This window comes from Streptomyces sp. NPDC048473 (genome assembly GCF_043200155.1).
Classification (GTDB): domain Bacteria; phylum Actinomycetota; class Actinomycetes; order Streptomycetales; family Streptomycetaceae; genus Streptomyces.
On record NZ_JBICXE010000056.1, the window covers coordinates 20,911 to 36,256 of the forward strand.

1 protein-coding gene (cut by a window edge) is annotated in these 15,346 nt (G+C 70.4%); it reads right to left on the minus strand.

The genetic code is table 11. The features are described from left to right. On the minus strand, positions 1–15,098 hold the 5' portion of the coding sequence (locus ACGFU7_RS41950) for a hypothetical protein (protein ID WP_393703438.1). Its footprint begins 12,916 nt before the window's first position; the window shows 15,098 of its 28,014 coding nt (coding positions 1–15,098); it begins with the start codon at positions 15,096–15,098; the stop codon falls past the left edge of the window. Positions 15,099–15,346 lie beyond the last annotated feature (248 nt).

The following is a 15,346-nucleotide window of genomic DNA, read 5'->3' on the forward strand; positions in this document are numbered from 1 at the left end:
ACGTTTCCGCTCAGCGCGTCCTCGTCCACCTCGAAGCCGTACTTGAAGGCATCCGGCTCCGGCATCCGGACCAGCGCCCGGCCCGACACCGAGGGGGTCCTGACCGCGTCCCCGCCGCGGACCGCGACCACGGCGCTGTGCGTGAACTCCACGCGGTACGCGGCGGTGAAGCCCGCGTACCGCGGCACCACGACCCACAGGCCGGTGCGCCCGGCGCTGATGCCGTCGGAGTTGCCCCAGGTCATGGAGAGTGACGCGCTGACACCCAGTCCCAGGTCGGGGTTCTTGAACGGCACCGGCGCCATGTCGAACTCCGCGCCCGGCAGGGTGACCGTGGTGGAGTTGTTGACCGTGTGGCCACCGCCCGTTCCGTCGATCGCCGTCCTGACGTTCTCCACATGGGCGTCGCTGCTTGTCGAACCGACCCGGGTACCGCGCGAGGCACGCACCGAGTGCAGTTCCACGGACGCGATCGGCCTGCCGAACTTGGTGTGGAGGGTGAGCGGATAGCCACGCTGATTGCCCACGGCCTCGTCCAGGTGCGCGTCGAGGTTCCACAGCTTCTGGAGCAACTCGTCGCGGGGCACGCTGCCGAGGGGCAGCTTGAGCCCCTCCTTGCGCAGCGCCGCGACGATGTGGTCGAAGAGGGCGGGCAGGTTGGTCAGACCCGAGGCGTAGTGCACCGGGGGCAGCCGGTGCTCGAGGTTGCCGGTGCCGGTGGCAGTGATCTGGCCCGGGGCCTCTTCGAGGTAGTGGTCCGGCACATACAGCAGCAGCCGCTGGTCCCCCTCCGTCCTCACCGCGGTGGGCGCGATCGAGTCCCAGCTCCGCTCCGCGTCCGTACGGATGCGCAGGGACCAGTCGGGGCGGTACGCGATCATCGTGGAGTCGGCCCTGGTGTCCTCGACGTGCCCGCCCTCGGCGTCCCCGATCTTGTTGGTCGACCGGTAGGAGGAGTTGGCCGCGCCCGAGACACCGGCGAAGAGCCTGACGACCTCCAGCACACCGGGGCTGACACCGATCCCGACCGACATCGAGATACCACCGCGTGTCGCACCCGTCGGGCCCGCGTGGGACTGGACCTGCGCGCCCGTCAGGTACGAGGCGTTGATGGTCTCGTTGGCGTGGAAGCGCTCGGGTCCGGCGGCGCGGTCCGGCACCAGGCCGACCGGCCCGGTGCTCTCGGGTGTCTCCTGCGCCGACGCCGACGCCGACGCCGACGCCGACGCGGGCGTGGGCGTGGGCCTCCGGGACTCGGCCTCCTGGAGTGCCGGACGCTCGTACGACCCCGCGGCGTGGTGGACCGGGCGCGGGTCCCGCGGGTCGAGCGTGACGAGCGCCTCGACCTTGCCCAGCGGCACCATCAGACCGCTGCTCGCGGGATCGCCCTCGCCCGGCACCATATAGCGGTAGTTGCTCAGCAGACGTTGCGGCAGCCGGTCCCAGTGGGCCTCGGTGACGGTCTGTCCGGACTCCTCGACCATGGCTCGCAGTTGGCGTATCACCTCGGTCAGATAGGGCAGCCCCGCCCTCGGCACGCCGATGGACCTGACCATCGGATCGGCGTCGACCGGCTCGCCCAGCGCCGGCCCGGACCACTGCTCCTGGGACCCGGGCTGCGTCTGGCGCGGCTCCTGGCCCTCATCCGCGTTGTCCGTAGTCGTCGCGATCGGTGCCTGGGCCGTCGCCGGGGCCCACGGGGTGGTCTGCCGCTGCGCGACGACCTCCACGCCGTCGGTGTGGTCCTCGTCGAAGAGCCGGAACCCGGTTCCCCGTTCGCTGCCCACGGGAGCCTCGGCCTCGCCCATCGTGCCGGCCGCGGGATCGAGGCGCATGCCGTAGTGGCTGGCGATGACCGGCAACTCCAGCACCCCGGAGAGCGATGCCGCGAGCAAGTCCGCTCCCGGCATCGTCAGGATCGGCACCCGACCCGGTGCCGCGGCGGTGATCAGACTCGCCAGACCCGCCACCGTCACGGGCCGGCCACCGGCGACCAGCACGCCGTCGCGTACCTCACCGAAGACGAGCACGGCGTTCTCCGGCACGAGCGTCGACAGCGCGGCAAGCGTGGCCGGGTCCCGGTCCAGGCTCCGCGCATCCGAGCCGGGGAGCCAGAGGCTGAAGGGGCGGTCGGCGTCACGCGCCGTCCACGACTCTCCGAGCAGCCGCTCGACGGGTACGGCCCCCGCGGGGCGGGCGGCGTCCACGGCAGGTGCCACGAGAGCCGCAGGAACGGGAACGGGAACGGTCCGCTCCCTCGCCGCCGTCGCCTCCAGGGTCTCCGTCGCCCGGTCCTGGTCCTGCTCGTGGTCCGACGACTCGCTCTCGCCCGGCTCGGGCTCTTCCCAGATCATCCCGAGCGGCCCTCGGGAGACCGACGGCAGGCGGAGCCGCGGGAGCTCCGGGTGGTCCTCCTGCCGCTCCTGCTGCCCGCGCTCCTCCTGCTGCTGCCGGGACAGCTCTCCCGAATCGTCCCGCTCGTCCGCCGGAACGGGCTGGTCGTGCTCCGCGCCGATCCGCGACAGACGCACCCCGAAGTCGTAGCCGTTCAGCTCGGCGAAATCCCGAAGCTGTTGGCCGGCCCGAACCGCCCCATCCCCGTCCCCGTCCTCGCCCGAGTGGCGCAGCACGATCCGGTCGACGTCCGCCCAGGAGAGGTCCCCGTGGATCTGCGCCTCGAAGTAGCCGTGCGGTTGGAACGTGCCGTTGCCGATCAGCTCCTTGAGCTCCGGGTCGTGGACGAAGTCCGTCGCTTCCGCGAAGGCGAGCCTGACCGGGTCCTCGTCCCCGTGTGCCAGCAGCGGGAACAGGTGGTCCGGGCTGGTGAGGCCGCGGGCACCTTGTGCGCCGGGCGACCAGCTGTCGCGCGGGGTGAGGGTGATCCGCGACGCGACCTCCGGCTTCCAGTGGAAAACGGCGTTCCCGTACCCGGTCGCACCGCCCTCCTGGAGACGGGAGACCAGGGCCGCGTACTTGGGCAGCTGCCGCCTGCCCTCGTCGGAGGGGGTGAACCGGTCCAGGAGGGCGTCCGGGGTCGCGGTCTGGAACGTGCCGTCGCGGGAGGTATCGCGGGCAAGGAGTGCGGCGTACCCCATGTTCTCCTCACGGGCGCCGCGCATCGCCGGGTTCGCCTGGGCCTGTGAGACCTTGGTCTCCCAGTAGTTGCGGAACCTGCCCTCCTTGTCGCCCATGAGCGCCTCGAGGAGGGTGCCGCTGCCGACCCGGCGCTTCAGATCGAAGTTGGTCACCACGTCCATCCGGCCGCGCAGATGGTCGTGCACCCGGTTGAGCAGCTGGTCCAGTTCTTTGCCCCTCGCCGGATAGCCGGCGGCCCACGCCCAGTCGCCGTCCGCCAGGTGTTGCGCGAGGATCGCGCGATCGCGCCCGGCCAGCTGCCGCGCCCGGCGCTCGACCAGCACGACGGCCGTCCGCTGCGCATCGGTGAGGTCGCGCACGCCGCCCCTGGAACGCACCGCCCGCAGCAGGCCGCGGTCCGCCTCCACGTTCTCCATCTGGCGCCGCAGCATGTCCGTGTACCCGGCGGCCCAGGCCCGTTCCTTCGACCGCATGGTGTCGACCCGGCCGAGCTCGTTGGTGAGGGCGGCGGTACGGCGGTCCAGCTCACGTTCCGCCACCGCCTCGTCCATCGCCAGGAAGTGGGCGAGTTCGATCTCCCTGGCCCCGGGGACCATCTGTTGGTTTCCGCGTGCGGTCTCGGCGCGGCGGTCCAACTCGGTGCGGATCGCGGCCGTCTCGTCGAGCAGGCGCTGATGGAATCCGCGCAGGTCGGCGAGACGGCCGGCGAACCGGGCGTGGGAAGCGGCCTTCGTCTCCGCGCGCGCTACGGTCTTCGCCAGGCTCTTCGTCAGCTTCTCGCGCTGCTTCGCGCCTCGCTCCAGAGCCTGCTGGGATCCGGTGAGGAAATGGGACGCGTACAGGCCGGACGTAGCGAGGAGGGCACGCGCGTCCGCGATGCGCCGGTCCAGATCCTGGCGCCGTGCCGGGTGGGGGCTGCCCGCCCGCTCCTGCTCGTCGTGTACGGCACTCAGCCGCCGCCAGGCGTCCTGGGCCCGGGGCAGCGGGTCCTGGGCTCGGGATCCCGCGACCTGTTGCGGGTCGTCCGCGGGATGGACGGCAACCGCCATGGCCTCACCGCCGACACCGCGGCCTCGGTGCAGCACGGGATAGCGCGCTTGCCAACCGGAAGGCAGGGCAGGCGCGACGTCCAGGTTCCGCTGTACGGCCGCCTCCTCCCGCGCGCGGCCGGGGGCCCGGCCGCCGGAGTGGACGTACGGCGAGAGGACCTCCACGATCTGGCGCAGGTGGTCCGGCGTGAGGAAGAGCTCGCCCGGCAGGGTATCGCCGCTCAGGGGCCCCATCACGCTGGACAGGCCCTCGGGCACCACCTGTTCGCCGCGTCCGCCGGGGGTGAGGAGGGTCTCCGGCGCGGGCCGGTCATCGAGGACACCGAGGCCGTGGACGAACTCGTGGACGTACGCGGCGGGGTGCACACCGGTGAACCACACGTCCTGGACCATGGCCCGCCCGGAGTCGGGCAGTCCGCGCCGTACGGTCACCGTGCCGTGGGCCTCCTCGGCGCTGTCCACGAACTGGACCGAGACATGGAGGCGAGGGCCTGCCACGGCCGGGCCCGTGACCTGGTCGGGCTGGATGGGCGGCAGCCGGTATCCGGGCCTGTTGACCACCTGGTCCAGCGTCCGGGCGAAGGACCCGCGCAGCACGCTCAGCTCGGCCGGTGTCGCAGCCGAGGACGCCAGGTGGATCCGGCGCGTCACCCGCAGGACACCCGGGTCGCCCGCGTCGTCCCGGTGCCAGGCCCAGTCGTAGCCGATCTCGGTCCGCTCGCCGGAACCGGCGGGCCGGGTGACGAGGGGCCGCTTACCGTCCTCGGACGGGGAGAACTCGAAGGCCCCAGGGCGATTGGCCGGCCGGCCCCGGCCGCTGCCGAACGGCACCCACCGGTCGGTGCGCACCTGGCCAGAGCCCCACACCGGTCCGAGGCCGGATGCGAAGTGCGGATTCGCCGCGAACCCGTCGTCGATCGCGTTGTCCGCCGAGGCGTCCGTCGTGCCGTCCGCCACCAGGCCGCTGTGCCAGCTGGGGTGAACGGGCGCGGCCGCGTCGGCGGAAGCCTGCCGGTCACCGGCCTGCCAGCGCACCGCCCCGGCAGCCGCGTCCCACACGCCCGTACGGCGCTCCCGCGCGTCGTACACGCTCACCACGGCGTCCGCGTCGACGCGGCCGGTAAACGCGGCCTCCTGCTCACCCGACAGTTCGTCCCCGGAGTCCTGCCGCTCCAGCGCCGCGCGGATCTCGTACCGGTAGCGCCTGACCCCGTACCGCAGCTCCCGGTCACGCGGCGTCGACACGTCCCCCGCGTTCGGATTGTCGCTGACCCACTCGTAGAGGGAGGCGATCCGGCTCGTGTCGTTGGCCCCGAACCCATGGGCCAGGCCCACCCGGGGATCGGTGTCCGAGAACCGCCAGAGCGTCTCCCCCGCCGCGCTCGCCACAATGACCGTCGCGTCGTCGGCGTGGACGAGCCGGTAGTCCACCGCGGGGGCCACATCCGCACCGGCCGTTTCCAGGCGCCCCGCCAGGCTCTGCGCCATGGCCCGGCCCGCGGTTTCTCCCGCCACTTCGAGAGCGAGGGCGACGGCCCCGCGCTCGTACTCGGATGCCGCCGGTCGCGGCTCTTCCGCGCTGCGGCCTTGGGACGACGCCTGGCTCAGGAGCGTGCCTGCCTCCTCCGCGAATTTCTGTGGGAGCACTTCCAGGGCTCGGGTGAACACGTCCGAGCCCCGCGCGCGCAGTCCCGCACCGGCCGCGACCAGCCGGACTGCCGCGCTCCGGACGCGCGCGGCCCTCGACTTGCCGGAGCCCGGACGGGACAGGTCGCCGAGGGCGGCGTGGTACTCGGCCACCGCCGTGGCCAGGCCCTGCGCCCTGGCCACGACGTCCCGCTCCACCGCGGCGGTGCGCGCACCGCGCACCGCGCCTCCGGCGGCCTGCCCGACCGGCCCGGACGTCTGCTCCGCCAACGTGGCCCGCCTGTCGACGAGACCCCTGGACTCCGTCAGGGCGGCGTCATTGGCCACCATGTCAAGACCGGGCGGGCCGTCGCTGTACTGGCCGCTGTTGCCCCACCGGTAGCTGTTGTCCTGCCGGGCGCTGCTCTTCGCGTAGACGACCGTGTCCACCTGCCCGTCCGGCGCGAGCGCGAAGATGAACGCCGCACCTCCGCTGCCGGAGTCCAGATGGGCGTGCAGGGGCGCGTTGACCCGGCGTGTGCCGGGGGCCTCCCGTACGCCCGTGGCCCAGGTGGCGATCCGGTCCAGGACCTCGTGCTGCAGAGGGGTGAAGTCGCCGGGGCCGAGGCGTCCCGCGTAGCGGACCCGGCCGCTGTGATGCCAGGTGTCCGCGGCGTTCGGATGGAACGCCGCGAAGCGCTGCGACTGTTCCTCGCGCTGGGCGGACAGCCGGCTCTCCCGGTCAGCCACCATGGTGCGCCACATCACGCCCGCGGCCGCCTTGACCGCTGCGTAGTACTCCCCGGGGGCGATGTCGACCGACTCGAGGAAGGAGTCGAACTGCCGGTCGAACGAGTCCGCGGGGGCGTCACGGTCGAGGAAGTTCTCGAAGACGTACGCGTCGAGCCGCTCGGGGTTCTGCCTGATCTCCTCGGCCGCCATGGGCGCCGCGGTGAGCAGGGGCAGCAGCTCGGGGTGGCGCGTCATCTCGGCCCCGATCCCCTCCCCCCGCGGACCAGCCAGCAGGTCCGTGAGTTCGTGAGGCAGCGGCGCCACGCTCTGCGTCAGCGAGGCAGGTCGTTCCGGCCCCGAAGTCCCGGCCTCGACGACAGGGAGGCCCATGGGGGCCCGCTCCGTTCGGGCCCCGGCGGCAGTGGCCGTCCGAGAGGGGACCGGGCGGATCCACCCCGCGCCCGCCCCCCGATCCACGTTCTGCAACTCGTCCACCGCGGCAAGCAGCCGGGTGTCGTCGGGGTCCGCCACCAGCTCCCTGAACCGTGGTGCCTGGGTCTCGGACAGACGGCGCACCGCCGCACTGAACTCGGTGTCCTCGGCCGCCCGGTTCTGCCAGGAGTGGCTTACCAGGAACGCCTTCGCGAAGCGGCTGTGCGCCGCGAGCAGCTGGGCGACCCCATTGCGGGTGACCGCCCGCCTCAAAGTCTCGGCGCCCTCAGGAGAAAGTTCGCCCTCGTGCTCGATGAGGGCCCTCGCGACGCTGGGGTAGCGCTGCATCGCGTTCCTGAGAGAACGGTTGAGGAACTGGGCCAGCGCGGGATGGCGCTGGACGACCTGCCAAACCAGGGTCTGCCGGTGGGCGTCGTCGATGAGCGTCCTGTTGGCCCGTACGGCGTCGAGGAGCTCGGAACGGTCCAGAAACGCGTCGAGGAGCTCGGGGCGGGCCCGCAGCAGTTCCGGCATGCCGCGCAGACCGGCCACCGCGGCCCGCAGCGCCTCGTTCCCGACGAGCTCGGTGGCCAGTCGAGGCTGACGCTGACTCTGGACCAGCTCCACCACAGCCCGGCCGGTAAGCCCGCGGCGGACGCCGTCGGCCGTGGCGGCCAGCGCGCCCACGAAGTCGGGGGCCGCCAGTGCCGCGGGCAGCAGGGCCGGGGCAAGGACCTCCTCCATCAGTGCGGGATGCCGGAGGAACTGCCGCATCAGGGCGATGTTTCCGAGCAACTGCTTCCACTGTCCGGGGTCCGCCGCGATCTCCGGCCGGTCGCCGAGGACGTTGGCCAGTCCGGGCACGGCCGCCAGTGCGGACAGCAGCTCGGGGTCGGCCGCCGATTCGGTCAGCCGTCTGTGGGTCGCCATCGCGGCGCGTACGACGTCGTCCGGCGAGGTGGTCAGTCTCTGGAGCAGCTGCGGGGACTCGATCATGACCCCGAAGGTCTCCACGCGCTCGACGACCGCCTTCGCCGCGTACGCGTTGCGGATCACGAATCTGTGGATGTGACCGGCGTTCGAGAGCAGCAACTGATTACACCGGAGGCGGAACGCCTGGGTGTACTGGGGGTTCTGCTCCACCTCCCGGACCCAGAGCTCTTCGTAGTTGTCCCGCATATCGACTCTCTCTACGAACAGCCCGAACGCGTCGTCGTCGCGGGTCAGCAGGCGGGGCAGGCCGTTCACGCGCGCCACTTGGCGCAGCACCTCGGGTGAACGGTCGAAAAGGTCGAGAAGGGACGGGCGGACCTCGATCAGCTCAAGTACGTCCTGCCGGAAGAAGATTTTCTGGGCGAGGTAGGGGTTGTCCGCTACGGCACGCTTGAGCCGGTCGTTGTCCAGGACACTCTCGTAGCGTCGCAACAACACGTCCATGTCACCGATCGCGCCGCCCTGCAGCAGTGCTTCTTCGATTTTCTCGCGGGAGACTCCTCGGGAAATCTGCGCGACGACCCAGCGTACGAACGGGGCGAGTTGCGCGTCCAGTTCGAAACCGTCGGGGGTGATCTGCGGCTCCCCGGTGGCCGCGACCGCCGCGAGCAGATCGCGCACAGCGGTTCCGGCGTTGTTCTTGCCGCTCGCCCGGAGCGTCTGGGCGGCGAGCTCGTCGAACCGCTCCGGCCGGCTGGTCCAGGCGTCGACGAACTCGGGGCGGGCGAGGGCTTCCCGCAGGACGTCGGGGTGGGCGGCCAGCGCCTGTGCGGTCGGCTGCTCGATCCGCTCGCCGAGGGCCCTGAGCAGCCTGCCGTCGATGAGGAGCCGCTTCCAGTGGGTGGCCGACACCTGACCGGCAAGAGGAAGGAGCCGCGAAAGGACCTTGGGCGCTGCCGTCAGATGGCCCGCCACCGTCTGCCACTGGACCCCCGAGAGCTCCCTCGCGATGCTCGAGTGCCGGTATATCAGACGCAGGAGAGCGGATTCGTCCGCGACCGCCGCTTCCGTGAACTTTTCACCTTGGGTCTTCAGGAGTGCCAGGGCGAAGGGAACACGTTCCAGCACACCGGCCAGCCACGGATTGCCGTCGTACAAGGGGGCCGTGATCAACCGGAGGGGACGCAGATCGTGATAGGCGAGTGACGCCAGGTCCGGACTGCGGTACACACGCGACTGCAATTGCGGCGAACTCACCAGCTCTTGGTGGAAAAGCCGCCGCTGGTCCTCCATGGTCGCGTCCTGGTACAGCGCGAGCAGGTCATCGTGGCGCGAGGCGGCCTTGAGCCCCGAGAAGGCGGCGAAGTCGTCTTTCGGAAGGCTGATGTCGCCCATCCTCGGATCGAGGATCCGGCGAAGCACGTGCGGCAGGTCGATGAACTCCGGGTGGCGCGCCAGGATACGCACCAGGTCCTCGTGCGCGAACAGGCTCATCACGACAGCCCTGTCCTCACGGTTGGTGAAGACCGCGTCGACCGCGGGGCTCTTCGCCCGGATGTACTGCAACAGAGCGGGGACCCTTGCCTGCTGGACAGTCTCAAGCGTGAGCTGCTGTGGGACAGCCCGTGCCCGAGGTGCCGGGTCCTCGGTCTTCTCGAGCTCCGCGAGCAGCTGGTCGCCCTCGAGTCCGTCGTAGCGGCGCGGGTTGTACGAGAGCGCGACCGCCACCATCTTGTTCTGCACCGCGGCGCTGATCAGTCGCTCGTCGGACATCAGCCTGACGGCAATTTCAGGTATGTCCTCCAGTACATCGGTCAAAGTCGAGGACTGCTGGAGAATTTCCGCCGAACGGGAGTTGGTGCCCACGGTGCCGAGTAGCCGCGGGTCCGACAGGAGCACATTGTGCTGCTCGGGGAACTTCCTGAGGAGTGACCTCAACCGGTCGTCCTCCAGAAGGCTCTGGTAGAATTCAACGGGGCCTATTCGGTTGCGGGATGCCTGGGTCACCATCGCCGAGACGAGGCCGGCCTCGCTGCCCAGGCGCCACAGTGCCTCGGTCGGGTTCTCGATGGACAGCAGGGCGGTCCCGAATATCGGAATGTCGTCAACCAGGTGGCGGATGCTCGCGCTGAGTTTCAACACCTCTCGGAAAATATCCAGGCGTCCATCAAGATTCTGCAGCAAATGGGCGTATTCGAAGGAGGACATGCGCAGGACGGGGTCGGACTCGAGTCCCCGCAGAACGTCTTCCCTGCCGAATATCTCGGCGGTTTTTGGGGTCTGCCTCGCGTGCCAGTCCCAGCTTGCCGAGACCAGTCCCTCCAGCACTCCGGGGGCACTGCTCAGCCGGTCCACGAGCGCGGGGTTTTCCTCGAAGAAATTAGACACGAGGGGCTGCTGGACCAGCGCGTACACCATATGCGGGTGGTTCAGCAGCCGGTCCTGCAGTTCACTGCTCTCGCTGAACAGCCAGTCGACGACGCTGACGAGCTCGGCGACCGGGCGGTCGGCCGGGTAGGCTATCTTGGGCAGCAGGTCAAGTGTGACCGAGGCGATCTGGTTGCGCCGCTGCGTGGTCGGGTTGCTTCGCAGCTCCCAGGCGGCGTTCCGCACGGCCTGTACGGTCGCCTCGGAGACCGGCGCGGGTGTGGAGGAGGGTTCCTGGGTTGGCGTCCGGACTCGCGCTTGGGACTGTTCCTGAGCAGGAACCTGGGCCGAGGCGTCGCCCCTTTGCTGGCCGCCCGTCGCCCCGCTCTTGTTCTTCTTCTTGGCTCCGCCGTCGAGCCCGGCCCTCTCGCCCCACAGCATGGTCTGCGCGATGATCGCGGCCCGGTCGTGCACCACCCGCCGGAGATCGGTGGCGGACAGCTCGCCATGCAGCCGCATCACCTCGTCCGTATCGACCTGCTCCCGATCCCAGCCAGGGGTGCGCTGCAGTTCAAGTGCGACGGCAGCGGTCAAGTCCGCGGGCAGGCGGGTGTCGGCGGCGATGACAGGAGCGGTGACGGTCTGCCATCCGACCGGCGGCGGGGTGTTCATGTCCGGGTTCTGCCCTGCCTCCACGACGGGCGACTCCACGATGACGTCGGAGTCGTCCGGATGCACCATGGAGTAGTCGACTGCGGGCCCGAGGTCGACGGCCGGCTCGGCCGCCACGTCGCTGCGGCCTCCGGGCCGCCATGTGACGGTTTCGGAGTCCGCGTCCCAGGTGCCGGTGCGGTCGTGGGTCCGGTCGTAGACGCTGACGACGGCCGCCGGATCCAGGGTCCCGGTGAACGCCACCTCATTCTCCTCCTCATTGAACTCCTCGGCCCAGTCCTCTCGCGCCTTGAAAGTGGCGTTAATGTCGACGCCGGTCCTGTCACGGTTACGGAACGGGTCGATCCGGTAGCGGAAACGCCTCCCCTTGAACCACAGCTCGGGGTTCCGGGTGGTGGACACGAACTGCGCCGGGGGGTTCATGAAGACCCAGTCGGTCAGACCCACGACCTGGTTGACGTCGTTGGCCACGAAGCCATCGGCGAAGACCCATTCGGGAGCATCGTTCGAGAAGCGCCACAGAGGCTCACGGGGGCGGCTCTCCCGTATGTCGGTGTCGTCCTCGTGGATCAGGCTGTAGTCGACCGCGGACTCCGTGTCGACCGCGTCGCGCGGCCGCTCCGGAGCGCTCCGCGCCCGCTGCGCCGCAATCGGGCCGCCCGCGTGGACGTACGGCGCGAGGACATCGGCGATCTGCTGGAGGTGGTCGGGCGAGAGGACAAAGCGCGGCGGCCCCGTCCGATCGTGGAACGGGCCCATCAGGCTCGAATCGCCGTCGGCGACGATCTGCTCACCACGCCCTCCGGGGGTGAGCAGCACGCGTGCGTCTGGCATGTCGTCACGGACACCGAGACCGTGCACCAGTTCATGCACGTATGCCGCCGGATGCACTCTGGTGAACCAAACCCCCTGGAGCATGGAACGGTCCGCCGGAAGCCCGTCACGCACCTGGACGACCGTGTGGGCGGCCTCTCTGGTGTCAACGAACTCCGCGGTGACGTGCAGGACAGGGCCCGGCAGTTGGGGGCCGTTGATCAGGTCGGGCTGCAGCCGGGGCAGCCGGTACCGCTTCTCGTTGATCACCTCGTCGAGGGCGCCGGTGATGTTCTGCCGCAGGGCCGTGAGCTGGGCGAGGGTGGCGTCCGCCGCCTGGAGGTGGACCCGCCGCGTGAAGCGGACCGTCTCATCGGCGGGTGTGTCGCCGCGGTGCCAGGCCCAGTCGTAGCCGATATCGGTCCGCTCGCCGGAGCCGTCCGGGCGGCGCACGCCGATCGGCGAGCCGTCCGTGGACACGGCGATCCTGAACGACTCCGGTCCTGTCGTCCCGGCAGACCGGGAACCGAACGGAATCCAGCGGTCCGAACGCACCTCCCCGGAGCCCCACAGCGGGGTGTCCGTGAGCGTCTCCTGTGCGGCAGCCTGATGCGCCGCGGTCTGCTCCGATGCTGCGGTCTGCTCGGCGGCGTCCCAGCCCTCGGGAGTGAGCGCGAGCCCGTCGTACGGGGGCGGCCCACCCTCGGTGAGCTGCCGAAGGAGCTGCTGCTCGCTTTCCGGCCGAAGCTCCCCCGTGGCGGTCTGCTGAGTGCTGGCCAGCGGTTCGGAAAATGCCGGCAGGGGGACAGGCGTGGTCGTGGTCTCGTCGGCGCGGACCCGGTCGGCGGTGTCCTGGACGGTGCCGTCGGTGCCATCAGCGCCGTCGGTGTCGGGGGCATCGGCGTCCTCGCCCCGGCGCGGGGGGACGCCAGTGTTAAGGGGCGTCGCGCGGGACGTGTTGAGGATCTCCTCGAAGGCGTTCTCGTGTCGGCGTTCGTGTGCGAGCCAGGCTTCACTGTCGTGTTCGCCCTGTGCCCAGACTTTGTCGTAGCCGACGATGGTCTCGTCCCCGAACTCCCTGCCGATCCGCTTGACGGATTCCGGGTCGACTTCGTAGCGGTGGAGCAAGCTGTCGGGATGGCCGACGAGCGCGTGGAACTCCCGGGCGGAGCGGTCCCGAACACGCTGCAAATCGGACTCGTGCGTGAGCCGCTGCTCGATGGTCGCCCGCAGCTCGCGGAATATCTCCTGCCAGGGGCGGGGAGGGGGAACCTGCTGACCGGCCGGGGACTCGGCCCTCTCGTCACGGGTCACCGTCGAAAAGCTCAGCGAATCCGTATCGGACACGTCGAGCGATTCGCGGGAGTCGCGGGAGCCGGTGGACCGCAGACCGTCGGAGGACAGCGTGTCGATGCGCGGCAGACGAGTATCGCCCGTGTCCAGCTGCCCGTCGAGATCCAGCGCGGTGACGGGATCAAAGGACTCGGCCGCGGGCGGGACCCGGAAGTCCTGCTGTCCCCGGTATCCGAACCAGTCCTCGTCAACTGCCTTCTCGACAGCCTTGTCCCACTCCTCACTCACCCGATCCCGGCCCGACTCGTGGAGGTCGGTCCCATTGGCGAAGTCGTCCTCGAACCGGTCGAAGGACTCGGTCAGAACCCGGCGAGCCTCCTCCATGCGCTGCTCACGGAACTCCGCGTACGCGAACCGCTCGTGCAGCGCCGACGGCCTCGTCACGCGATCGAGATGAGCCTCCCAGCGCGCCCCGAACAACGGCCCGGTCGAGTCACCGCCCATCGAGGCACGCAACGCCACATGCGCGGCACGCAGCTCCTTCCGCAAGTCTTCACGCGCCCGGATCTCCGCCGCCTCGCTGAGCGTCCCGCCTTCCGCCAGATTCTCCTGCCAGTCGTCCTCCAGCACCCTGTCGAAGTCCCGCGTGGCATGCTCCACATGCCGTTCCCGCTCGCTCAGCTGCCCTATCTCGTCGCTCAGTTCCGTGCGGAGGCGAGCAACCTGCTCGTCGAGCTCCGCGGCGCGGCGCATCGGATCGGGGCGGGGTCCGGATTCCGGCGTCCGGTACATCTCGTCCACCGCACGGAGGTACTTGAGCTGCGTCCGCACCCGTATCTCATGCAGGGTATGCGGGACATCGGCGCTCTCCGCCTGCTTCAGCAGGTCTTCCTGCTCGATCTCCTTGCTCCGGGCCGTCTCTTCGGCCCCAGCGTCACGGACGGGGTGCACTTCCTCCGCCAGATAACGCCCGCCGAACAGGTCCGCACCGCGGAAGTCGGACAGTGCCCGCTCGAAGTCGCCGCGGAACACCTCGACATGGCGTTCGCGCTGCGCACTCCGCTCGAAGAGGTGCGTCATCCCCTCGCGCGCCGCGTCGTGGGCGGAGCGCCACTGCTCGGGGGTGACCCCTTCGGGCCCGGCTCGCCGCGCCAGATCCTCGTAGGCGGTGCGCAGTTCCTCGCGGTAGCTCCTCTCGGCATGCTCGCGGCCGGGTCCGTCCTCTTGTACGAACCGGCCTCCGAACAGGTCTTCGTCCGCGAATTTTCTGGCGCCTTCGGAGAGTTCGCCGATCAGGTCGCCGACGCGGTGCCGCAATTGTTCTTCTACGGCCAGCTTCTCGTGGTAGGCCGTGTCCCGCTCAGTCAGGAAGTGGGCCCACTGCTGGGACTTGGACGGCGATGCGGGCGTCTGCGTCTGAGGTGGCAAAAGGCCGTCCTCGTGCGGAGCCTGCGGCACATCCGGCATCTCGTTGCCGTCATCGTCGAGGCGCTGCGCGTCCGACACCACAGGATCCGGCTGCTGCGGCGCCGTCTCGGGCTGTGTTGTGGTGTTCTGCGCCGTGGTGGTCTGCGGCTGGGAATGCTGTGCCCCCTGCCCCCCGCCGGCGAGGTCGTCCGACACGGTGGCGGGGCGATTCACCGCTGCCAGGTCCGAATCCGCCGTGAGGACAGAATCGTCACCAGAACCGGTCTCCGGACTGAAGGTGGACAGGCGATCGGCCGGCACAGGCTCGGGCACGCTCAAGTCAGTGGCGTCGACATCGTTGCGGCCGATACCGGCAGGGGCGTCGTCCGCGCGGCCCGGGCCAGGGTCGTCGAGGGCGCCGGTGTCCGGGTCGACATCGATGTCACGTAGGCCCTGCACGGTATCTTCACGCCTCTGGACCGCGTCGGCGAGCCGCCGGTCCGCCGCACCCTGCGTGGCCTGTTGGCCCTGCGGGCCCTGTGCGGCCGGTGCTGCCGCGTGGACCTGTGCCTGTGCCGCGGTGAACTCCGCGACCCGCTGGTCCCGCTCGGTGACCGTGGCATCCGGCCCGCCGTCCGGGCGCTGCCCTGCCCCGGACGTGCCCTGGTCCTGACGCACCGCGTTCCCGTCGGGACGCTCGGGAGCACCAAACGCGCCGTTGCCGTCCCGTACGGAACTGTCGGTTGCCGCCGTGTTCCCCGAGCGCTCCCCGGTCCCGCCCGTACCCCCGGGCCCGAAGCCCGAGGTGGAGGTGGGCAGCGGCCTCGGAGCCCCCAGCCCCTGCCCCCGATCCCGATCCCGATCCCGGCCCTCGCCATGGCTCGGGTTCTGGTTCTGGGTTGGGTTCTGGCCGGTGTTGAACTGCT